19 protein-coding genes are annotated in these 21,128 nt (G+C 70.5%); 12 read left to right on the top strand and 7 right to left on the bottom strand.

Translation table 11 applies throughout. The features are described 5' to 3' along the window. Positions 1-4 precede the first annotated feature (4 nt). The 3 genes from OG905_RS27975 (at position 5) to fabF (ending at position 2,654) form a co-directional block, all read left to right on the top strand. Positions 5-1,009, top strand: coding sequence for a ketoacyl-ACP synthase III (locus tag OG905_RS27975; RefSeq protein ID WP_328678175.1), 1,005 nt, complete (start codon positions 5-7; stop codon positions 1,007-1,009). 55 nt (positions 1,010-1,064) lie between these two features. Next, on the top strand, positions 1,065-1,313 hold the full coding sequence (locus OG905_RS27970) for an acyl carrier protein (RefSeq protein ID WP_078077492.1): 249 nt from the start codon (positions 1,065-1,067) through the stop codon (positions 1,311-1,313). Positions 1,314-1,391: 78 nt separating this feature from the next. Continuing rightward, positions 1,392-2,654 (top strand): beta-ketoacyl-ACP synthase II, encoded by a 1,263-nt coding sequence (fabF, locus tag OG905_RS27965; protein WP_328678162.1) that lies wholly within the window; start codon positions 1,392-1,394, stop codon positions 2,652-2,654. A 190-nt stretch (positions 2,655-2,844) separates the two neighbouring features. Here the strand turns inward: fabF and OG905_RS27960 are convergent, their stop codons facing one another. Further along, positions 2,845-3,339, bottom strand: coding sequence for a DUF3145 domain-containing protein (locus OG905_RS27960; protein ID WP_328678160.1), 495 nt, complete (start codon positions 3,337-3,339; stop codon positions 2,845-2,847). Between the two features lie 260 nt (positions 3,340-3,599). On the opposite strand from OG905_RS27960, the gene OG905_RS27955 reads away from it, so the two are divergent. Continuing rightward, positions 3,600-4,508 carry an SGNH/GDSL hydrolase family protein gene (locus OG905_RS27955; protein WP_328678159.1) on the top strand — a complete coding sequence of 303 codons (909 nt, stop codon included), beginning with the start codon at positions 3,600-3,602 and terminating at the stop codon, positions 4,506-4,508. A 155-nt stretch (positions 4,509-4,663) separates the two neighbouring features. On the opposite strand, the gene OG905_RS27950 is transcribed toward OG905_RS27955, so the two are convergent. Beyond that, positions 4,664-7,093 carry a beta-glucosidase family protein gene (locus OG905_RS27950; RefSeq protein WP_328678157.1) on the bottom strand — a complete coding sequence of 810 codons (2,430 nt, stop codon included), beginning with the start codon at positions 7,091-7,093 and terminating at the stop codon, positions 4,664-4,666. A 141-nt stretch (positions 7,094-7,234) separates the two neighbouring features. On the opposite strand from OG905_RS27950, the gene OG905_RS27945 reads away from it, so the two are divergent. The 3 genes from OG905_RS27945 (at position 7,235) to OG905_RS27935 (ending at position 10,932) form a co-directional block, all read left to right on the top strand. After that, a complete protein-coding gene (locus OG905_RS27945) occupies positions 7,235-7,816 on the top strand; it encodes a TetR/AcrR family transcriptional regulator (protein WP_328678155.1) in 582 nt (193 codons plus the stop codon). A 60-nt stretch (positions 7,817-7,876) separates the two neighbouring features. Beyond that, positions 7,877-9,112 carry a pyroglutamyl peptidase gene (locus OG905_RS27940; RefSeq protein WP_328678154.1) on the top strand — a complete coding sequence of 412 codons (1,236 nt, stop codon included), beginning with the start codon at positions 7,877-7,879 and terminating at the stop codon, positions 9,110-9,112. Positions 9,113-9,438: 326 nt separating this feature from the next. Continuing rightward, on the top strand, positions 9,439-10,932 hold the full coding sequence (locus OG905_RS27935; protein ID WP_328678153.1) for a hydrolase: 1,494 nt from the start codon (positions 9,439-9,441) through the stop codon (positions 10,930-10,932). A 399-nt stretch (positions 10,933-11,331) separates the two neighbouring features. On the opposite strand, the gene OG905_RS27930 is transcribed toward OG905_RS27935, so the two are convergent. Then, positions 11,332-12,123, bottom strand: a complete 792-nt coding sequence (locus tag OG905_RS27930; protein WP_328678151.1) for an EI24 domain-containing protein — start codon at positions 12,121-12,123, stop codon at positions 11,332-11,334. 108 nt (positions 12,124-12,231) lie between these two features. On the opposite strand from OG905_RS27930, the gene OG905_RS27925 reads away from it, so the two are divergent. Further along, positions 12,232-14,793 (top strand): M14 family zinc carboxypeptidase, encoded by a 2,562-nt coding sequence (locus OG905_RS27925; protein WP_328678149.1) that lies wholly within the window; start codon positions 12,232-12,234, stop codon positions 14,791-14,793. Positions 14,794-14,852: 59 nt separating this feature from the next. Here OG905_RS27925 and OG905_RS27920 read toward each other — a convergent pair whose 3' ends face one another. Further along, the gene (locus OG905_RS27920; RefSeq protein ID WP_266476661.1) at positions 14,853-15,275 is read right to left on the bottom strand and encodes an organic hydroperoxide resistance protein; all 423 of its coding nucleotides are present in this window, start codon (positions 15,273-15,275) and stop codon (positions 14,853-14,855) included. A 65-nt stretch (positions 15,276-15,340) separates the two neighbouring features. After that, positions 15,341-16,360: an NADP-dependent oxidoreductase gene (locus tag OG905_RS27915; protein WP_328678144.1), complete on the bottom strand. Its 1,020-nt coding sequence runs from the start codon at positions 16,358-16,360 to the stop codon at positions 15,341-15,343. A gap of 92 nt (positions 16,361-16,452) precedes the next feature. On the opposite strand from OG905_RS27915, the gene OG905_RS27910 reads away from it, so the two are divergent. Then, a complete protein-coding gene (locus OG905_RS27910) occupies positions 16,453-16,896 on the top strand; it encodes a MarR family winged helix-turn-helix transcriptional regulator (protein WP_328678142.1) in 444 nt (147 codons plus the stop codon). Between the two features lie 14 nt (positions 16,897-16,910). Here the strand turns inward: OG905_RS27910 and OG905_RS27905 are convergent, their stop codons facing one another. Then, complete coding sequence (locus OG905_RS27905; RefSeq protein ID WP_328678141.1) at positions 16,911-17,612, bottom strand: SCO2400 family protein; 702 nt, start codon at positions 17,610-17,612, stop codon at positions 16,911-16,913. 143 nt (positions 17,613-17,755) lie between these two features. On the opposite strand from OG905_RS27905, the gene OG905_RS27900 reads away from it, so the two are divergent. Together OG905_RS27900 and OG905_RS27895 are read left to right on the top strand one after the other, a co-directional pair. After that, positions 17,756-18,313 (top strand): hypothetical protein, encoded by a 558-nt coding sequence (locus OG905_RS27900; RefSeq protein WP_328678139.1) that lies wholly within the window; start codon positions 17,756-17,758, stop codon positions 18,311-18,313. A 458-nt stretch (positions 18,314-18,771) separates the two neighbouring features. Continuing rightward, positions 18,772-19,815, top strand: a complete 1,044-nt coding sequence (locus OG905_RS27895; protein ID WP_328678137.1) for a rod shape-determining protein — start codon at positions 18,772-18,774, stop codon at positions 19,813-19,815. A 24-nt stretch (positions 19,816-19,839) separates the two neighbouring features. Here OG905_RS27895 and OG905_RS27890 read toward each other — a convergent pair whose 3' ends face one another. After that, complete coding sequence (locus tag OG905_RS27890) at positions 19,840-20,280, bottom strand: Lrp/AsnC family transcriptional regulator (protein WP_328678134.1); 441 nt, start codon at positions 20,278-20,280, stop codon at positions 19,840-19,842. A 70-nt stretch (positions 20,281-20,350) separates the two neighbouring features. Between OG905_RS27890 and OG905_RS27885 the strand changes: the two genes are divergently transcribed. Beyond that, positions 20,351-20,986, top strand: coding sequence for a LysE family transporter (locus OG905_RS27885; RefSeq protein ID WP_328678133.1), 636 nt, complete (start codon positions 20,351-20,353; stop codon positions 20,984-20,986). Positions 20,987-21,128 lie beyond the last annotated feature (142 nt).

The following is a 21,128-nucleotide window of genomic DNA, read 5'->3' as shown; positions in this document are numbered from 1 at the left end:
GAGCATGTCGACGAAGATCAAGCCCAGCCAGGGCGCCCCGTACGCACGCATCATGGGTGTCGGCGGCTACCGCCCCATCCGGGTCGTGCCGAACGAGGTGATCCTCGAGACGATCGACTCCTCCGACGAGTGGATCCGCTCGCGCTCGGGCATCGCGACGCGCCACTGGGCCTCCCCCGAGGAGACCGTGAGCGCGATGTCCGTGGAGGCGGCGGGCAAGGCGATCGCCGACGCCGGGATCACCCCGGAGCAGATCGGCGGCGTCATCGTCTCCACCGTCTCGCACTTCAAGCAGACCCCGGCCATCGCCACCGAGATCGCTGACAAGATCGGCGCGGTCAAGCCGGCGGCGTTCGACATCTCCGCGGGCTGTGCCGGTTTCGGCTACGGCTTGACCCTCGCCAAGGGCATGGTCGTCGAGGGCTCGGCGCAGTACGTACTGGTCATCGGCGTCGAGCGGCTGAGCGACCTGACCGACCTGGAGGACCGCGCGACGGCCTTCCTGTTCGGTGACGGCGCGGGCGCGGTCGTCGTCGGCCCCTCCAAGGAGCCGCAGATCGGCCCGACCGTCTGGGGCTCGGAGGGCGACAAGTCCGACACCATCAAGCAGACCGTGCCGTGGGACGACTACCGCAACGGCACCGTCGAGAAGTTTCCGGCGATCACGCAGGAGGGCCAGGCGGTCTTCCGCTGGGCCGTGTTCGAGATGGCGAAGGTCGCCCAGCAGGCGCTGGACGCGGCCGGAATCACCGCGGACGACCTGGACGTCTTCATCCCGCACCAGGCCAATATGCGGATCATCGATTCGATGGTGAAGACTTTGAAGCTGCCGGAGCACGTCACGGTCGCCCGTGACGTGGAAACCACCGGCAACACCTCGGCCGCCTCGATCCCGCTCGCAATGGAGCGGCTCCTGGCGACCGGACAGGCCAAGAGCGGCGACACCGCGCTCGTCATCGGCTTCGGGGCGGGTCTCGTCTACGCAGCCACGGTCGTTACCCTCCCCTAGGCAACCGGATCTTCCGGACGCCACACCCTCTGATACAACACCGAAGGAGCGCCACATGGCCGCCACTCAGGAAGAGATCGTCACCGGTCTCGCGGAGATCGTCAACGAGATCGCCGGCATCCCGGTAGAGGACGTCCAGCTGGACAAGTCCTTCACCGACGACCTGGACGTCGACTCGCTGTCCATGGTCGAGGTTGTCGTCGCCGCCGAAGAGCGTTTCGACGTCAAGATCCCGGACGACGACGTCAAGAACCTGAAGACTGTCGGCGACGCCGCGGACTACATCGCCAAGCACCAGGCCTGAGCCTGAATCGCGTTTGTCGCCACCCGGCGGTGGCGCCGTGAAAATTCAGCACCCTCTACACGTGGAGAAAGAATTCCTGTGAGCTCGACCAATCGCACCGTGGTCGTCACCGGTATCGGCGCAACCACACCGTTGGGTGGCGACAGCGCATCGACCTGGGAGGGTCTGCTCGCCGGGCGCTCCGGAGTGAAGCCCCTCGAGGGGGAGCGCTTCGCCGAACTCCCGGTCCGGATCGCCGCAACTGCGGCGGTCGACCCGGGCGAGGTCCTGCCGCGCCCGCTCGCCCGCAAGCTGGACCGCTCGGCGCAGTTCGCGCTGATCGCGGCCCGCGAGGCGTGGGCGGACGCCGGCTACGGCGCACCGGCCGGTGAGGACGTCAACGTTCTCCCCGAGCGCCTGGGCGCGGTCATCGCCTCCGGCATCGGCGGCGTGACCACTCTGCTCGACCAGTACGACGTGCTCAAGGAGAAGGGCGTACGCCGCGTCTCCCCGCACACCGTGCCCATGCTCATGCCGAACGGCCCCTCCGCAAACGTCGGCCTGGAGGTGAACGCCCGGGCGGGCGTGCACACTCCGGTCTCCGCCTGTGCGTCCGGCGCCGAAGCGATCGGCTACGCGGTGGAGATGATCCGCACCGGCCGCGCTGACGTCGTGGTCGCCGGCGGCACCGAGGCGGCCATCCACCCGCTGCCCATCGCGGCGTTCGCCAACATGATGGCGATGTCCAAGAACAACGACGAGCCCGAGAAGGCCTCCCGTCCGTACGACACGGCCCGTGACGGCTTCGTCCTCGGCGAGGGCGCGGGCGTCGTCATCCTGGAGTCGGCCGAACACGCCGCCAAGCGCGGCGCGAAGGTCTACTGCGAGGTGCTGGGCCAGGGACTGTCCGCGGACAGCCACCACATCGCCCAGCCCGAGCCGACCGGCCGCGGCATCGCCACCGCGATGCAGAACCTGCTGGACGCGACGGACCTCAAGCCGTCCGAGGTCGTGCACCTCAACGCGCACGCCACGTCGACGCCGCAGGGCGACATCGCCGAGATCAAGGCCCTGCGCAAGGTGCTGGGCGACGATCTCGACCATGTCGCGGTGTCCGCCACGAAGTCGATGACCGGCCATCTGCTGGGCGGCGCGGGCGGCATCGAGACGGTGGCCACGGTGCTCGCGCTGTACCACCGCACGGCACCGCCGACGATCAACATCGACAACCTCGACGAGGCGGTCGACGCGGACATCGTGCGCGGCGAGCCCCGCAAGCTCCCCCAGGGCACGATCGCGGCGATCAACAACTCGTTCGGCTTCGGCGGCCACAACGTGGTTCTCGCGTTCCGTACCGTCTGAGTTCTCGCACGCGTGAGGCCCGCCCCCTTCCGAGGAGGCGGGCCTCCGCCACGTCCGCCGGACGGAGTCCGGCGCAGCGCCTCGAAGCCCGAGAGGCGCCGAGCGGTGCGAGGGGCGCACGAACAAGCGGCTCTCGTACGCACCCGAAGGGGCCCCCACCACGCGATGGGGGCCCCTTCGGCTACGTCGTTCAGACGACCTGGTGCAGCCAGCGGACCGGTGCGCCCTCCCCTGCGTACCGGAACGGCTCCAGTTCGTCGTCCCACGGCTTGCCCAGCAGCTTGGCGATCTCCCCCTCCAGGTCCGTCTCGCCCTGCACCGACCGCGCCAGCGCCGCGCGCAGCCGGTCCTCCGGGATCAGGATGTCGCCGTGCATCCCGGTGACGGCGTGAAAGATGCCGAGTTCGGGCGTGGCGCTGTAGCGCTCGCCCTCCGCCGTGGGGCAGGGCTCGGCGGTCACCTCGAAGCGCAGCAGCTGCCAGCCGCGCAGCGCCGAGGCGAGCTTGGAGGCCGTGCCCACCTCGCCCTGCCAGGAGAACTCGGCTCTCCAGGTACCGGGCGATGCCGGCTGCCTGATCCAGTCGAGCTGGACGCGCACGCCAAGAACACTCGCGACCGCCCATTCGACGTGCGGGCACAGCGCGCGCGGTGCGGAGTGAACGTACAGAACACCACGTGTCGTCACCGGGACCTCCAGTGTGGGACGAGGATCGTCTTCCCAGCGGCCTCAGTAAACAGCATCGGGAGTCAAACTCCACAAAAGGGACAGCATGTGACGTGATGTAATTTACCGGGGCCGATGGGCACGGTGCCTCTGGGTCGACGGGAAAAAGCTACCGTGAGTAGGTGGCCGAGGGGTGACGTAATGTCGGTCTCGGGGCCCGTACGCACCAAGCTTTCACTCGGCAGGACGTCTGGGACCGGTGATACGGAGGGGAACTGGGGATGCGGGAGACACGTCGGACGCGCCGCTCGCCCAGGGCGGCGGCAGCCCTGACGGCGGCTTTCCTCCTCATGACCGGCGCACTGACCGGCTGTGACTCCTCGTCGGACCCGAACGCGCACGGATCGCCCGCCGAACGGCGGCCCTCTCCCACCCCCGTCTGGGACCGCAGCCCGGACTCGATCGCCGCGGTCGGCGACTCCATCACCCGCGGTTTCGACGCGTGCGTGGTGCTCTCCGACTGCCCGGAAGTGTCCTGGGCGACCGGCACGGACACGAAGGTACGCAGCCTGGCGATGCGCCTGATCGGCGAACCCGCGATCGCCGAGCGCAGCTGGAACTACGCCCGCTCCGGGGCCGATGTCGCCGACCTGCCCGAGCAGATGGCGCAGGCGGCGGCGAAGAAGCCCGAGCTCGTGACGGTCATGGTCGGCGCGAACGACGCGTGCGCGGACTCGGCGGAGCGGATGACGACGGTCGAGAACTTCCGCCGGTCCTTCGAGGGAGCGCTGAAGCAGCTGCGGCGTACGGCACCGAAGGCCCAGGTGTACGTGTCGAGCGTGCCGGACCTCAAACGGCTGTGGTCGGCCGGGCGCGGCAATCCGCTGGGCAGGCAGATCTGGAAGCTGGGCATCTGCGCGTCGATGCTGGGCGACGCGGACGACGTGAGCACGCGGGCGCAGGCGCGGCGGGCGCGGGTGCAGGACCGGGTCGTTGCGTACAACGAGGTGCTGAAGGCCGTCTGCGGAAAGGACCCGCGCTGCCGGTACGACGGCGGGGCGGTGTTCGACTTCCGCTTCAGCGGCGAGCAGTTGAGCCGGTGGGACTGGTTCCACCCGAGCAGGGACGGCCAGGAACGGCTGGCGGAAATCGCCTACCGCAACGTCACGTCGGCGAAGCCGCCGGCTTGACTCGTGGGGCTGTTCCCCTACCCACCCTCCCCCAGACTCCGACCCGGGGGGGACCCCCAACCTCCCCTTATGCGGCCTTCGGCCACATGTCCTCAAACGCCGGACGGGCTGAAATATGCGGCGGCCCAGCCGGAGACCCAGCCCCGCGCCGCCAACTACCCCCGCGCATCCAGCGTCGCGCTCAACCGCCCGTCCAAGAGCGACCGCCCCGCCCGCACCTCGTACGCCCCCGGGACGAACACCCACCCGCTCTCCCCCTCGTCCCAGATCTCGAACGCCCGCCGCCTCAGCGGGATTTCCACCTCCGCGCTCTCTCCCGGACCCGCCTCGACCTGCGCGAAGCCCGCCAGCCAGCGCGCCGGTCGCTCGACGCTGTCGGCCTGGGGGGCGAGGTAGACCTGGACGGTCTCGCGGCCCGCGCGGGTACCGGTGTTGCGGACCTGCACCGTGGCCGTGGTGGGGGTCGCCTCCAGGGACTCGTACTCCCAGGTCGTGTAGCCGAGCCCGTGACCGAAGGGGTACGCGGGCGCCGTACCGGCCCGGTCCCACGCGCGGTGGCCGATGAACACGCCCTCCGTGTAGTGGAGTTGACCGTCGGTCGGAGTGACCTCGGTGACCGGCGCGTCCTCGAACGCGGCGGGCCAGGTCGTCGGCAGCCGGCCCCCCGGCTCCTCCGCGCCCAGCAGCACATCCGCGAGCGCCGCCCCGCCCTCCTGCCCCGGGAACCAGCTGAGCAGCACCGCCGCGACATCGTCGCGCCACGGCAGCTCCACCGGTGAGCCGGAGTTGACGACGACGACGGTGTTCGGATTGGCGGCGGCCACGGCCCGTACGAGATCGTCCTGGCGGCCCGGGAGCTTCAGGTCCCGCCGGTCGAAGCCCTCGGACTCGACGCGGTCGGTGGTGGCGACCACGACGACCGCGGTGGCGGCCGCGCGGGCGGCCTCCGCGGCCTCTGCGATCAGTTCGTCGGCGGCGCGCTGCGGGCCGAGGTGGGTGAGGGAGAACATGATGGCGGAAAGGGGCGTGCCCGGCGCCTTGTTGACGGGGTGGGCGAGGGAGAGCTCGACCGGCTCGCCCGCGGTGAGAGCGACCCGGCCGCGTTCCGCCGGGGCCCCGAAGAACGCCTCGAAGGGGTCGGCCTCGTTGCCCTGCTCCTGGACGCCCTCCCACCACAGCACCTCTCCGCCGACCGTGAGCGTGAACGCTCCGAGGCCCCGGGTGCCGAAGGCGTGCTCGCCGCTCTCGCGCGGGACGAAGGTGCCCTTGATCTCGATGCTGCGCAGCGTTTCGAGGGTGACGCCCTCGGGAAGGTCGTCGCCGGTCCACTGGACCTGGCCGCTGGGCAGTGAGCCCTCGCCGATGACGCGGCCGGCCGCGTCGCGGCAGACGGCGCGGAGTTCGAACTTCTCGCCGGCGACGGCCAGTTCATCGCTCGGATACGCCCCGACGGCGTACGTGACAGCGCCCTCGGGCAGGGCCGCGGTCAGACCGTCGAGCGGCGAGAGGACATGCTCGGGGAAGACGGTCGCGGAGCCACCGCCGAGCACCCGCGCGTCGCGGGCCGCGGCCCCGATCAGCGCCACCGTGCGGACCTCAGTGGCGCTGATGGGCAGCGTCCGGTTCTCGTTGCGTACCAGGACGAAGGAGCGGCGGGCGATCTCGCGGGCCAGCGCGTCGCCGTCGATCGCGGCCGGGAGTTCGGTGACCGCGGGCTCGGCTCCTTCCAGAACGCCGACGCGGGCGGCGAGGCGCAGCACATTGCGTACGGCGTCGTCGACGACGGCCTCCTCCACCTCGCCCGCGCGGACGGCCGCGGCCAGTTCGGCGCCGTAGACCGTCTTCGGCCCCGGCATGGCGATGTCGAGGCCGCCCTCGATGCCGCCGACCGTCGAACGGGCGGCCGTCCAGTCGGAGACGTTGACGCCGTCGAAGCCCCATTCGCCGCGCAGGACTTCGTTGACGAGGTAACGGTGCTCGGTCATCGTCGTGCCGTTGACCTGGTTGTAGGCGGTCATGATGCCCCACGGGTGGGCGTTTTTGACGATGGCCTCGAAGGGCGCCAGATAGAGCTCCCGCAGGGCGCGCGGTCCGACGATCGTGTCGACGGTGAAGCGCTCGGTCTCGGCGTCGTTGGCGACGAAGTGCTTGACGGTGGTGCCGACGCCGCCGCTCTGAACGCCCCGGACGTAGCCGGTGCCGATCTCGCCGGTGAGGTAGGGGTCTTCGGAGTAGCACTCGAAGTGACGGCCGCCGAGGGGCGAGCGGTGCAGATTGACGGTGGGCGCGAGGAGTACGTGCACGCCCTTGCGGCGGGCCTCCTGGGCGAGCAGTGTCCCCGCCCTGCGGGCGAGCCCGGGGTCCCAGGTGGCGGCGAGCGCGGTCGGGGAGGGCAGGGCGACGGACGGGTCGTCGGCGGTCCAGCGCACTCCGCGGACGCCGATGGGGCCGTCGGACATGACCAGGGACTTCAGCCCGATCTCGGGCAGCGCGGGCAGCGACCACAGGTCCCGGCCGGCCAGGAGCCGTGCCTTCGCGTCGAGATCGAGCTTGCCGAGTGCCGCCTCAATGCTCGCGTCCGTCATGCCGCCTCCTGCGTCTCGTCCTGCTGATGCCTTCATCGTGACGCGTTCATACCTGTAGAACGGTAGGGTTCGTAATTTTTTCGTGACATGACGATGCCGTACGGTCCTCTCGGCAAGGAGCGAGGGAAGGGACCGACGGGGATGGCCAGGGCCAGAAGTGAGGAGAGACGGGCGGAGATTCTCCGCGCCGCACTCGAAGTGATCGCCGAGCGCGGCTACCGGGGCGCGACTCTGAGCGCGGTGGCCGAGCGGGTCGGGCTCACCCAGCAAGGGCTCCTCCACTACTTCCCGACCAAGGAGGCACTGCTCGTCGCGGTGCTGGAGGAGCGCGACCAGTGGGACACCGGGGGCGGTTCCGGGAGCCCTTCCGGCGGGACTTGGCGGGTGGAGCTGCTCGGCTCTCTGGTCGAGTACAACGCGATGCGGCCGGGCATCGTGCAGACCTTCTCCGCGCTGCTCGGCGAGAGCGTGACCGAGGACCATCCGACGAAGGAGTTCTTCACCCAGCGCTATGCGCAGGTGCGGCAGGAACTGGCCACGATGCTGCGGACGGAGTACGGCGAGAAGCTGGCCGGCGGCCTCACGCCGGAGCGGGCCGCGCCGCTGCTGGCAGCGGTGATGGACGGGCTGCAGTACCAGTGGCTGCTGGATCCGGGGGCGGTGGACATGCCCGAGGCGTTCCGGGACTTCCTGAGACTCTTGGGGCCCGCGCGGCCGAAGTGACGTACTGGCCAGGGTGGTTGGGCGGCGGCGATACTGCCGCCACCCGACGGAAGGAATCCCGTGTCCCGGATACGTGTCCGCCTGAACGTAGTTGGCGCCGCCCTCGTCACCCTCACCCTCGCCGGCTCACCTCTCGCCGCGGCCGAGCCCGCACCGGCTTCACCCTCCACGGTGGAGGAACAGCGGCTCGACCGGGCCGTGCCCCAGGAGATCCTGCGGCGCAGCGGATTCGACGCCGTGGCACCGCGGTTCGCGGACGCGCTGGCGGGGGCACGGACGTACCGGCAGGCCGAGCGGGCCGTCGTACGCCAGGGCTCACAGCTGTGGGACCGGGCCGTCGACCGCGCCCAGGGCCGCGGCCCGGCGCTCGGTGATCTCAGCCGGGACGACGACCGGCCGCTGTACTGGGCGCGGCTCGGCATGACCCGCGAACTGCGGCAGTGGCAGCCGGAGTTCGGGCTCTTGGACACCCAGCGGGCCCGGCTCCTCGACCGGCTCGAGCGCTCCTCACGCGGCCAGGACTCGATGGACCTCCCCGCGGGCAAGGGCATCAAACGCCTCGTGATGACGGGCTTCGACCCCTTCACGCTGGACCGTGACATCCGCATCAGCAACCCGTCCGGGGCGACGGCGCTGGCACTCGACGGTACGTGGATCCGTACGTCGGACGGCCTGGCCCGTATCGAGACGGCGGTCTTCCCGGTGCGCTGGCAGGACTTCGCGGACGGCACGGTCGAGCGGACGCTGCGGCCGCAGCTTCCGAAGGCGGACCTGTTCACGACGGTGAGTCAGGGCCGGGTCGGCCGTATCGACATCGAGCGCACGAACGGCGCGTGGCGGGGCGGGTTCGGCGACAACGAGAACGTCTCGCGTACGGAGACGGTGCCGGTGGCCGACCCGGCGTCGCAGCCGCAGTGGACGACGACGACGCTTCCGTACAAGGCGATCGTGGCGGCGCAGACGGGGCGGTTCCCGGTGTACGACAACACGACGGTGACGGAGATCCCGGCGGGCGGCTCGGACCCGGTGGTCCGCCCCGACGGCCCGACAGCGGGCTCGACGGCGCGGGCCGGGGGCGGGGGCGACTACCTGTCGAACGAGATCGCGTACCGGGCGACGCTGCTGCGGGACCGGCTGGGGCTGAAGATCCCGGGGGGTCATGTGCACACGCCGGTACTGCAGTTCGGGCCGGAGAACACGACGGAGGTCACGGATCCGGAGTTCGTCCGCAACCGGCTGGACATCATCGCGCAGGTCCGCGCGATCATTCGCGTGGCGGCGGAGTCGTCTGAGTGATCCCGGGGCTCCGCCCCCGGACCCTCCGCCTCAGACGCCGGCGGGGCTGAATGTGCGGCCCTGCCGCACATTCAGCCCGTCCGGCGTTTGATGACACGCGGCCGAAGGTCGCATACGGGGAGGTTGGGAGTCCCCCCGGACGGAGTCTGGGGGGAGGGCGGGTAGGGGAACAGGCCCGCCGTAGGCGACCCTCGGCCATTGTTGGCACCAGGTTCGCCATGTACCGTTCAAGCGCGCGTCGTCCCGCGGTTCGCCGCCCGCTGTTCTACGCGCGCAGAATCGGCGCCCGCACCGCCTCTCCCCACCCCTCACGGAGGTACTGCCGGATGCTCGGATCCCGAGGTTCCAGAAGTTCCAGAAGTTCCAGAAGTTCCAACAGCTCCAGAAGACCCGGGCGCGCACGCGGACTCGTCAGCGCCCTCGCCGTCTTCGCCGCCCTCGTCGCCGGAACCACCGTTCAGGCCGCCACCGCCCCCGCCGCGGTCGCCGCCACTCCCCACCGGGTTCTCTTCGACAACAGCAAGGCCGAGACCGCCGGCAACGCCGACTGGATCATCGGTACCAGCCAGCCCGACCCGCTGGGGCAGGACGCGACGCCCTCCGCGGAGACCGACTGGACCGGCGCCATCTCCGCCTGGGGTGTCGCGCTGCAGAAGACCGGCAACTACCAGCTCAAGACGCTGCCTTCCGGCAACAGCATCACGTACGGCACCACCGCCGCGCTCGACCTGCAGAACTTCGACACCTTCGTGCTGCCCGAGCCGAACGTCCTGCTCAGCGCGGCCGAGAAGACCGCGGTCATGAAGTTCGTGCAGAACGGCGGCGGGCTCTTCCTGGTCTCCGACCACACCGGGGCCGACCGCAACAACGACGGCTATGACGCCGTCGAGGTCATCAACGACCTGATGAGCAACAACAGCGTCGACAGCACCGACCCGTTCGGGTTCTCCGTCGACACGCTGTCCGTTTCCACCGACAACCCGCGCGCCATCAGCGACACCGCCAACCCGGTGCTCAACGGCCCCTTCGGCAAGGTCACCGGCAGCATCATCCGCAGCGGTACGACCATCACGCTCAAGCCCGCCGACAACCCGGCCGTCAAGGGCCTGGTCTACCGCACGGGTTACTCGGGCAACACCGGCGCCTTCTTCGCCACCAGCACCTTCGGCAGCGGCCGGGTCGCGGTCTGGGGCGACAGTTCGCCCATCGACGACGGCACCGGCCAGTCCGGCAACACCCTCTACGACGGCTGGAACGACACCGCGGGCACCAACGCCCCGCTCGCCCTCAACGCCACCGAGTGGCTCTCCGGCGGCACCGGCGGCGGAGGTGGCGGTGGCGGCACCTGCACCGCCGCCCAGCTCATCGCCAACCCCGGTTTCGAGTCCGGCGCCGCCTCGTGGTCCGCCACCAGCGGAGTCATCACCACCGACAGCGGTGAGGCCGCCCGTACCGGCTCCTACAAGGCCTGGCTGAACGGCTACGGCTCCGCCCACACCGACACCCTGTCCCAGTCGGTGACCATCCCGTCCGGCTGCACGAGTGCGACCCTCAGCTTCTATCTGCACATCGACACAGCCGAGACGACCACGACCACGGCCTACGACACCCTCAAGGTCCAGGTCCTGAGCAGCAGCGGCACGGTCCTTTCCACGCTCGCCACGTACTCCAACCTGAACGCGGCGAGCGGCTACGCCCAGCGCAGCTTCAGCCTCGGCGCGTACGCCGGGCAGAGTGTCACGCTCAAGTTCACCGGCACGGAAGGCTCCCAGCTGCAGACGTCGTTCGTCGTCGACGACACGGCGCTCAACGTGAGCTGAGGCCGACGGCGGTCTCCCCCAGCGCGGCGCCTGGGGGAGGCCGTGTCCGATGATGGGACGCATGAGGAACAGCGGCAGGGCAGTTCTCACCAGTACCCGGTGGCGTCAGGCCAATGTCCGTTCCATGTCCGCCCTGATCCGTGCGGCGTCCGCGCAGGACGCCCGGCTCGTCGTCTTCCCCGAGCCGGGACGCCCTTCGGGTGTGTCCTCAAACGCCGGACGGGCTGGATGTGCGGCCCAGCCGCACATCACCCCGCCGACGTCTGAGGCGCGGTCCCGGACGCACAAATCCAGCCCCTCCGGCGTTTGAGGAGCGGGGGTCCGGGGGCAGCGCCCCCGGTTACGGGAAGGGGCGGGGTGGGGAACAAGCCCGCCGCAGGCGACCCGCACCCCCGACGCCTACCCCTTGTTCAGGCTGAACGGCGCAGGCGCCCCCGGCCCGTCGTCGTCCCCCGGCGGCGCCACCAGGTCCCGCACCATCAGCGTCGCCCCCGCCACCGCCCCCGGCATCAGGAACACCGCGACGAACGGCACCAGGAAGGCCAGCGTGAGCGGCACCCCGAAGCCGAGGGTGAGCAGCCTGCGGCCGCGCAGCAGAGCGAGGCGTTCCTTGAGCTCGATTCCGCGCCGCTGGAGGGCGACCGCGGTGAGCTCCTCGGCGAGGAAGAAGCCCGAGACGCAGAAGCCGAGCACCGGGACCACGGTCTGGCCGACGACCGGGACGAAGCCGAGGGCGAAGAGCAGGACTCCGTACAGCACGACGCGCGTCAGCACCCGCAGCGAGTCACGGGCGGAGATCCACAGCTCCCGCCACAGCGGCAGCCCGGACTCGGGCACGTCTCCGCCTTCGGTGCGGTCGACCTGCTCGGACAGCGACTCGTAGAAGGGCTGGCCGATCAGCAGGGTCACCGCGGTGAAGGTGATCACCGCGGTGAACAGCCCGAAGCCGACGACGAGGGTGGTCAGAAAGCCGCGGAACAGGCCCTGCCAGGGCGAGGACCAGTCGTCGGCGAAGGGTGTCGCCCACGCCGTCAGATCGTCGGCGCCGTAACCGAGTCCGACCAGCGCGGCCACGTACAGCACAAGGGCCACAAGCCCGGGCAGCAGCCCGAAGCCGAACCACCGGCCGTGCCCGGCGACCCAGCGTTGTCCTTTCATCAAGTAGCCGAAGCCCACCCCAAGATCACGCATGGGTCTCAGCCTATCGGGGGCCTCTTGTTGCCGGGCAGTCGGATCCGGTAGACCCCTGCGTACTGATCGTTGTGCTGTTCGATTTCGACACCATGGAGGCACGTACGCATGGGCATTCCCCGACCCGCCCTGATCGCCACCGCGGCGCTCGCCGGTGCGCTGTTACTCGCGCCGCCGCCCGCGACCGCCGTCCCCGGCGCACCGGGTCGCGATGGTCCGCATCCCGTACGCGAAGGGGGCGGACGCGACACCGAGGTCGCGAAGACTCCCCTCTCGGCCGCCGTCAACGCCCTGCGGACCGGGACAGGAACGACCCCCGGGCTCGCGAAGAGCGGCGGCTATCCGCGGCGTACCGTCCTCGACGTGCCGCCCGTGAACCCGGCCGACAAGTCGATCAAGCTGGGGCTCGCGCCGTACCACTCGCTCGCACCGAGGCTCAACGCCCTGCAGAAGCTGGGCGACCGGGTCAGCGTCGAGGTCGCCGGGCACTCCGCCGGCGGACATGAGCTGTATCTCGTCACCGTCACCGCGCCCGAGAGCTCCGGGCAGGCGCGGGAGCAGGAGCGGATGCGGGAGCGCATCGAGAACTCCCCCGCCGCCGCGGCCAAGGACAGGCGCATCAAGGCCTCGTACAAGGCGCCGGTGTTCATCAACAACAACATCCACGGCAACGAGTGGGAGGGCACGGACGCCGCCCTGCGGCTCATCGAGCGGCTGGCGAAGGCCAAGGACGCCACGACCCGCGAGCTGCTGTCGAAGAACCGCGTCTACCTCAATGTGACGGCCAACCCGGACGGCCGCATCGCCGGAACCCGTACGAATGCCAACGGCTTCGACCTGAACCGCGACTTCATCACGGGATCCCAGCCCGAGGCGCGCGCCATCCGGCAGATCGCCATCGACAAGCAGCCGGCCCTCATGCTCGATCTGCACGGCTACGTCAACGGCACGCTGATCGAGCCGACGACTCCGCCGCACGGCGAGAACTACGAGTACGACCTCTTCCTGAAGAACGCCTACGCCAACGCGCTGGGGATGGAGAAGGCGGTCAACGGGCTCGGCTACACGCCCGCGAAGGACGGCGTCGAGCCCGCGATCATCCCCTTCCGGGACCAGAAGGAGGGGTGGGACGACTGGCCGCCGATCTTCACCCCGCAGTACATGCCCTTCCAGGGCGCGGTCGCCGCGCACACCGTCGAGTTCCCGATGGCGGTCAACAACGAGGAGTACGACTCGCTGCCGGTGGCCGAACTGCGCCGCCGGGCCGCGATCAACACCGCCATCGCGGGCGCGGCGATGCGCGCGACCCTCGACTACACGCGCACGCACCGCACTTCGGTGATCGCCGACCAGATCGAGACCTTCCGGCGGGCCGCGGCGGGCGAGGCGCAGCGGCCGGTGTCGGAGAAGACCGTGCCGGGTGTGCCGGGCATTGGTCCCGAGGATGTGTACACGACGACCTTCCCGCGCGCGTACGTCATTCCGGCCGGGCGGGGTCAGAGGTCGGCGACCGCGGCGGCCCGGCTCGTGGACCATCTGGTCGCCAACGACGTACGGGTGGAGCGGGCGCTGCTGCCCTTCCGGCTCGCGGGGCGCGTCTACCCGGCGGGTTCGTATGTCGTCGACATGCACCAGTCCAAGCGCGCCATCGCCAATGTGATCCTGGCCGAGGGCCGGGACATCAGCGCGGATGTCACGTCGATGTATGACATCTCGGGCTGGAGTCTCGGGCTGCTGTGGGGCGCGAGGGTCGACAAGGCCGTCACGGGCGAACTGCATGTCGTGGGCCGCCCGGTGCATGCCGCGGCACCCACCGGCCATGTCGCCCCGTTCGGGGACCTGCGGCTGCGGCTCGACGACCCGAACGAGATCGCCGCGCTCAACTCCCTGCTCTCGCAGGGCGTGCATGTGCGGCGCGCGGCGGACGGCTCGGCGGTGGTGCCCGGTTCGGCCCGCGAGGTGGCGTCCGTGCTCGCCGATCGCCTCGGGGTCGCTTTCCCGGCGGCCAGGGAGAACGGCACGGCCTTGCTGAAGCGGACCCGGGTGGCGGCGGCGGTGACGGCGGGTGAGCTGTTCGCGCTGCGCGAGATGGGCTTCGAGGTCCGGCCGGTGTCGACGGCCACGCTCAACGCGGGCTACGACTGGTCGACCACGGATGCGCTGTATGTGTCGAGCGGTCTGGAGTACGGGAGTCTGAACCCGAAGGCCCGCGGCGCGCTGGACGCCTTCCTCAAGCGCGGCGGCGGTGTCGTCGGTCTCGGCGTGGGCGGCGCCGCCTTCAACGCCGGCGCGGGACTGCTCGCAGCCAAGCCGGTGGCGGGCAACGGCGATGCCAACGGCGTGGTCCGGGTGGCCAATGCGGTCGGCAGCCCGGTCACCGGCGGCGCGCTCGCGCACACCTTCGTCTACTCGCCGCTCTGGTTCACCGACCTGGGCCCGGGAGTGCGGGTCGAGCAGTCGTACGCCGCCGGGAACCCGCTTGTCGCGGGCCACTGGCGTACGACGGAGGACGGCAAGGGCGGCCCGAAGGACGCGGCGGGACAGGCGTCGATCGTCAGCGGCGTCAGCGCCAAGGGCGCGCCGGTGGTGCTGTTCGGCACCGAGCCGCTGTTCCGCGACCACCCCAAGGGCGTGTTCGCACAGATCGGCCGGGCGCTGCTGATGCACTGAGCATGCGAAGAGGGCCGCACCCCCGCCGGGGTGCGGCCCTCTCGTATGCCGTGCCGCGATCAGACCGCGAGGTCGACCGTGATGTTGCCGCGGGTCGCCTTGGAGTACGGGCAGACCTGGTGGGCCTTCTCGATCAGGTCCTTGGCGGTGGCGGCGTCCACGTTCGGTATCGTCGCGGAGATCTTGACGATGATCCCGAAGCCCTCGTCGTTCTTGCCGATGCCGACCTCGGCGGTGACCGTCGAGCCGGAGATGTCGGCCTTCTCCTGGCGGGCGACGACACCCAGCGCACCCTGGAAGCAGGCGCTGAAACCGGCGGCGAAGAGCTGCTCCGGGTTGGTGCCGGCGCCGGAACCGCCCATCTCCTTGGGCGGGTTGACGACCACATCGAGCTGGCCGTCGTGCGTGGCGACGCGGCCGTCACGGCCGTTCTCCGCGGTGGCGACAGCGGTGTAGAGGACGTCGGAATGCTGGATGGACATGAAGAGATTTCCTCCTGCTGGTTCACCGCGGCTCGCGCCCACGACCGCGGTGGCTGAGGTCGAGACTACTGGGTGAGCGAAACGATCATCTTGCCGGTGTTCTCACCGCGCAGCAGGCCGAGGAACGCGTCGTAGCCGTTCTCGATGCCCTCGACGACCGTCTCGTTGTACTTGAGCTCGCCGGAGGCGATCCAGCCCGCGACCTCACGGACGAACTCCGGCTGGAGGTCCTTGTGGTCGTTCACGAGCATGCCCTGCAGGCGAAGCCGCTTGCCGATGACCATGGCCAGATTGCGCGGGCCGGGCGTCGGCTCGGTGTTGTTGTACTGGGCGATCATGCCGCAGATGGTCGCGCGGCCGTGCACGTTGAGCGAGGAGATCGCGGCCTCCAGGTGGTCCCCGCCGACGTTGTCGAAGTAGACGTCGATGCCGTCCGGGGCGGCCTCCTTCAGCTGCTGGGCGACGGGGCCGTTCTTGTAGTTGAACGCCGCGTCGAAGCCGTACTCCTCGACGAGGAGCTTGACCTTCTCGTCGGATCCGGCCGAGCCGATGACCCGCGAGGCGCCCTTGAGCCTGGCCATCTGGCCGACCTGGCTGCCCACCGCACCGGCCGCGCCGGAGACGAAGACCGCATCGCCCTCCTTGAAGGAGGCGACGTCGAAGAGACCGGCGTAGGCGGTGAGGCCCGTCATGCCCAGCACACCGAGGTACGTGGAGAGGGGGGCGAGGGAAGCGTCGACCTTGGTGGCGTACTGGGCGGGCACCTCGGCGTACTCGCGCCAGCCGAGCCCGTGCAGAACGTGGTCGCCGACGGCGAAGCCCTCGGCGCTGGAGGCGATGACCTCGCCGACCGCGCCGCCCTCCATGGGGTGGTCGAGCTTGAAGGGCGGGGTGTACGACTTGACGTCGTTCATCCGGCCGCGCATGTACGGGTCGACCGAGAAGTAGTGGTTGCGCACGAGGATGCGACCCTCGCCCGGCTCGGTCACCGGAGCCTCACGCAGAGCGAAGTCCTCAGCCTTGGGCCAGCCGTGCGGACGGGCGATCAGGTGCCATTCACGACTGGACGTGGGAAGTGCGGACATGCTGCGTTCCTCCTAGAAAAAAGCTTCACTATCTGAAACAACCATGCGCCTCGATATTTCATGTTGTCAAGTAACTGGGTATCCTGGTGCCCATGGCCACTGAACGCACAGACCCCCTGACCCTCGAGGTCGTCGAGCTCATCGGCACCGTCGTGGCCCGCTACTACGCGGAGTACGAGCAGGCCGCGGCCAAGCACTCGCTCACCGGGGCGCAGGCCCGGGTACTGGGACTGCTGACCCTGGAGCCCCTGCCCATGCGACGGGTCGCCGAGACACTGAAATGTGAGCCGTCGAACATCACCGGCATCGTCGACCGGCTGGAGGCGCGCGGCCTGGTGGAGCGGCGGCCAGATCCGGGCGACCGCAGGGTCAAGCTCGCCGCAGCGACGGAGGACGGCATGGACACCGCGCGCCGGCTGCGGGAGTCGCTGGACTTCGCGCGCGAGCCGCTGGCCCAGCTCTCGGACGAGGAGCGGACGGTGCTGCGGGACCTGCTCAAGCGGATGCTGGGAGACCAGGCCCCCGCGGTGCCGTAAGAGCACTCCGCGCTTTAGATACACCACCAGAGGAATTGGTCGCACGTCTCACTGGGGCTGGGGGTCGGAACCGGGTTCGGCGGAGGAGGCTCGCCGGGGTTCGACGCGGTCGGCTGCGCGGAGCCAGACGGCTGCGCACTGCCCGAGGGATCTGCGGCGGAGGACGAGGCGGACGGCGTGTCGACCGGGCCGGACCCGGTCGCGGTCGGCTTTCCACCTCCACTGCCACTGCCGCCCGCGGCGGTACGGGTAGCCGTGCGCCTGGGGCGCGGGGAACCGGACGAGGTCACCGGCGCGTCCGTCACCTCGTCGGGACCCTGGGGAGTCAACGTGTCCGTCGGCTCCGGAGCGGGCTCCGTCTCGACGGTGTCCTCTTCCTTGACCGCGGTGGCCGCGCCGTCCTCGCCCCCGCTTTCGTAAGCGAGCTCGGCGAGGCTCAGCGCACCGGCTGCGAGGACCAGGCCGACCGTGCCGAACAGCACCTTGCGGCCACGCCTCTTACGGGCCCGGCGCCCCGCAGGAGCCCTGCGGCGGGGAGGGGGCTGACGGCGCGAACGCCTGTGGCCCGCGGGCTCGGACACCTCGTCGAGTTCGAGGACGGGGTCCGCCGCGGGCGCACTGGGGCTGAGATGTCGTAGCTCCTCGACGGGCGTGCCGCAGCCTGCGCAGGCCAGAGCGCCGTTGAGGTGCCGTTGACACTGGTGGCAGTAATCCATGGCGCCCGCAGATTATGCGGCCCGAGGGGACCAGCGGTGAATGACTCTGTGAGGGTTGTGTGTGGAATCTTCGACTCCACGGCGGGTCCGCTTCACGCGGTTGACGGCGCGTTCGAGCCGGTCAGCGGGGCAGGATGTCGGGCATGACCCCAGCCGCGCCTTTCGGGCCCCGCGACTTCCAACTGGTGCTGCTGCGCCGCATGGCCGACCACCAGCCGGGCCTCGTCGAGGACGCCCGCCACCAATTGGGGGCCTCGCTCGCCGAGATGCGCGAGGCCAACCGCCGCTGGCAGGCGATGGTCCGCGCGCCCAGAAGCCGCGGCGCGCTGGCCCGCTACCGCTCGGTGCTCGGCGAGCCGGAACAGGTCGTACGCCGCAGGATCGGAGATCTGGAGTGCGACGCACTGCTGTGGCACGTACCGCTCTGGCCCGATCTGCGCTTCGAGGTGCTGGCGGCGGGCGGCGGGGCGGTGTGGAACGAATGGCTGGTCCGCGCGCCCGGGGCGCCAGGTCCTTCGCTGCGTACGGCCCAGGACCTGAAGCCGTGGTCGTGCACGGTGGACGAGGCGGCGAGGGCGTTCCCGCCTGCGCGGCCGATGGAGGGCTCGGCTCCGACGAGGTGGCAGCTGGAGCTGACGCTTCCGGGCGGGGAGCGGTGCGTGGCGGAGTTCACGTGGGGACTGCTGCAGAGGCTGCGGTAGGTCCTGTCCGGTCGATCAGGCCGGATCAGGGAGCGGGCCTGGCGATGGGGGCACCTCCCGTGCCCGAAGGGCTACGGGGGAGTGCCGTGCCAGGCCACGCGAGCCCGGCAAGATCGGCCGGACAGAACACCTAGGGCGTGTTTGAGAAGTAGCGCCGTCCGCCCGTAGGGCGGGCCCCGCGGCGTCTGGTGCGTGCAATCGCAAGGCGGAGGATCGCCCTCGTACTGGACGTACTTGGGCGACTCCGACAACACCGCGAGTGCGCGTGCCAGGCGTCGCGGGGCAGGCGAAACTTCTCAAACACGCCCTAGGGGGGTCGCCCCAGGGCCGGGACCCCCGAACGGCGGAGCTGATCTGGCGGGTCGTCAGCTTCGTACCCCCGACCGGCTCACCCAGCGCGCGCACCTCCCGTGGCGATCGCACGATGCGAACAGGTACCGCACTCGGGAGGATCCGCCGTGACCGTCAGCCTTGAGCAGTTGCGCCGTTGCCATGTCGCCGTCGACCTGGGAGCCGCGAGGACCAGGGTCTTCGTGAAGGGGGCCGGGCTCGTCGTCGACGAGCCGAGCGTCGCCGCCGTGAACACCCGCACCGGCGCGCTGATCGCCGTCGGTTCGTTCGCCGAGCAGATGACGGGCCGTACGCCCGACTACATCCGCGTCGCCCGCCCCGTCTCCGGCGGCACCGTCGTCGACATCGACATGGCCCAGCGGATGCTCCGTCACCTTCTCGGCGAGAAGCTCCGCCGCCAGCTGCGCCGCAAGCCCAGGCTGCGCGCCGCCGCCTGCACCCCGCACGACAGCGACCCGCTCGCCCAGCGGGCCGCCGTCGAGACCCTCGTCGGACTCGGCGCCCGCCGGGTCGAGCTCGTCGACACCCTGATCGCCGCGGCCGTCGGCTGCGGGCTGCCCGTTGAGCAGCCCGTCGCGACCATGATCCTGGTGTGCGGCGCGGCGACCACGCAGGTCGCCGTGCTCTCGCTCGGCGCGATCGTCACCGCGGAGCGGATCCCGGTGGGCGGCAACGCCATCGACCACGCGGTGATCCAGCACCTGCGCCACCAGCACGAGCTCATGCTGCCCAGCCAGTCGGTACGGCCCCTGCAACTCGCCCTGCACGGCAATGGCCTGACCCCTCATGGCCCGGCGTCGACCGAGATCCACGGCCGGGACGTGGCCACCGGCCTGGCCCGTTCGGTGCGCGTGGACACCGCTGCCGTACGCGACGCGATCCACACCCCGCTCACCTCCGTCCTCGACGGCATCGGCAAGGTGCTGCGGGACTGCCCGCCGGATCTGGTGGCCGATCTCGCCGACCGCGGGATCATGATGGTCGGCGGCAGCGCGCTGCTGCCGGGCCTGGACCAGATGCTGCGCGATGCGACCGGCATGCCGGTGCACATCGCCGAACGGCCCGACGTCTGCGCCATCCTGGGCCTCGGTTCGATGCTGGAGGGCAAGATCCAGCCGCTGGTCCTCGATCCTCTCGCCGGGGCCGAATGAAGGCCGGTCAGGGGCAGAGGACGATCACCTGGCAGGTCCCCCGGCAGCGGCCCGCAGCGCGATCCGGGTGCTGGACTGAGCCACGCCCGCCTCGCGTTTGAGGGTGCGCAGCAGTGCGTCCAGTTCGGCGGGGTCGGCGGCTCTGGCCCGTACGAGATAGTCGTGCGCGCCCGTCACATGCACGACTTCGGTGATGCCGGGCAGCTTCAGCACGACCCGCTCGAACTCCTCGTTCGTCGTGTCGAGCCGGAGCGTGATGTCGATGAAGACGACGAGTCCCGCGCGGGAGTCGGCGGTGGGGTCGATGATCGTGGTGAAGCCGCGGATGACGCCGTCGCGGAGCATCCGGCGCACGCGCTCGGCGGCGGCATTGGCGCTGAGGCCCACGCGTACGCCGAGATCGCGGTAGGAGATCCGCGCATCCTCCCGCAGCACTCCGAGGATTTCGCTGTCGAGACGGTCCATACCGCGATTGTCGCAGTACGGGGCGTAATACGGCCGCGCCGATCACAGCCCGGACCGGACAGTGTCCGCCATGAGTATGTGGACAACGGCGATGGCGGGCGCGGCGGCGGGCCTGGGAGTGGCGATGCCCCTGGGGGCGGTGGGTGTGCTGCTCATCCAGCAGGGCATGCGGGAGCGCCGCGGAGCCGTGGCCGCCGCGGCCGCGGTCGCCGTCGTCGACTGCGCCTATGCCGCCATGGCGACGGCACTGGGCCCTCTCGTCGCCTCCGCGCTCTCCGGCGTGGAGGCCTGGGTCCGGCTGGTGTCGGCCGCCGTGCTGTCGGTGATCGCGGTAAGCGGGCTGCTCGCCTCGCGGCGCCCCCGCCCCGCCGTGACGAGCGCGGGCGAGGACACGGGAACGGGCACAGGCACGGGACCGATGCGGACGTTCACCCGGTTCGCCGCGATCACGCTGATCAACCCCACCACGGCGCTGTACTTCGCCGCCCTGACCACCGCTCAGGGGGCGACACTCAGCACGGGCGCCGCGGGGGCGGTCTTCGTCGGCGCGGTGTTCCTCGCCTCGTTCGGCTGGCAGCAACTGCTGGTGGCGGCCAGCGGGTTCGCGGGCACCCGGATCTCGGACACCGCCCGGGCATGGACCTTCCGGATCGGGTACGGGCTGGTGGCCGTGTACGCGGTCAGGGTGGCCCTGCCGCTGCCTTGACGATCGTGCGCGCACGGGCGGCGCGCTGGGCGCTGCCCCGTGCGAGCACGCTGGTCCGCGAATTCGCCGACGGCCATCGTGCTCCGTGATGAAGCAGGTGATCGAGCGTCTCTACTTGTGCTCCGGCAACCTCAACGAGCAG

The sequence above is a fragment of the Streptomyces sp. NBC_00322 genome, from assembly GCF_036147535.1.
Classification (GTDB): domain Bacteria; phylum Actinomycetota; class Actinomycetes; order Streptomycetales; family Streptomycetaceae; genus Streptomyces.
This window is presented reverse-complemented; position numbering and strand designations above follow the sequence as displayed.